General features: G+C 69.9%; 1 protein-coding gene. It reads right to left on the bottom strand.

From position 1 onward, the window contains the following. A protein-coding gene (locus DTL70_RS00755; protein ID WP_181860710.1) for an IS5 family transposase occupies positions 1–911 on the bottom strand; the annotation gives its coding sequence in 2 pieces (ribosomal slippage) (positions 1–572 and positions 572–911; 912 coding nt in all). Positions 912–938 lie beyond the last annotated feature (27 nt).

The following is a 938-nucleotide window of genomic DNA, read 5'->3' as shown; positions in this document are numbered from 1 at the left end:
CTAAGCCGTGTCTGACAAAGGGTCTTGGGTGGGTTCGCGGAGCCAGAGGATGAGTGCGGCGAGGTGGACTCCGGCCTTGTAGCGGGCGGCGAGTTTGTCGAAGCGTGTGGCGATCGCGCGGAACTGCTTGAGACGGCCGAAGCAGCGTTCGACCACGTTGCGGGCCTTGTAGGCCTCGCGGTCGAAGGCCGGCGGTCTGCCGCCGGCCTTCCCACGCCGCAGGCGGTTGGCCTTTTGATCCGCCCGCTCCGGGATCACCGCCCGGATGCCCCGCCTGCGCAGGGTCTGACGGATCGCCCGGGACGAGTACGCCTTGTCCGCGATGACCGCATCAGGTCTGCGGCGGGGCCGCCCGGCACCGGCCCGGGGCACTCTCACCTCGTCCATGACCGCGTCGAAAACGGTGGAGTCGTTGACGTTGCCGGACGTGACGACCACGGCCAGGGGCAGGCCCCGGCCGTCGCAGGCGAGATGGACCTTCGTCGTCAGCCCGCCGCGGGACCGCCCGAGCGCCTGGCCAGCCGACGCGCGTGCCGGATCTTCCAGTTCGTCCCCCGCCGCCGCCCCCTTTTGCGGGCGCCGGCGGCGTGCTGGTGAGCCCGGCTGATCGTGGAGTCGACCGACACAGCCCATTCCACGGCCCCGACGGAGTCGTCACGGACCCGGACCTCTTCGAGCAGGCGGGCCCAGGTACCGTCCGCTTCCCAGCGAGCGAACCGTTCATAGACCGTCTGCCACGGCCCGTACCGTTCGGGCAGGTCACGCCACGGGGCACCGGTCCGCAACCGCCACAGCACCCCGTTGATCACCTGCCGGTGATCCCGCCACGGCCGCCCACGACCATCCACACCAGGCAACAGCGGGGCTATCCGCTCCCACACCGCATCCGTCAGCTCACCACGACCCACCACAAGATCAATTATCAGACACGGCCTAGC

The organism is Streptomyces diacarni, assembly GCF_003323715.1.
In the GTDB taxonomy this organism is placed as follows: Bacteria; Actinomycetota; Actinomycetes; order Streptomycetales; family Streptomycetaceae; genus Streptomyces; species Streptomyces diacarni.
The sequence above is the reverse complement of the archived record's forward strand: the minus strand, read 5'-3'. Positions and strand labels throughout refer to the sequence as shown.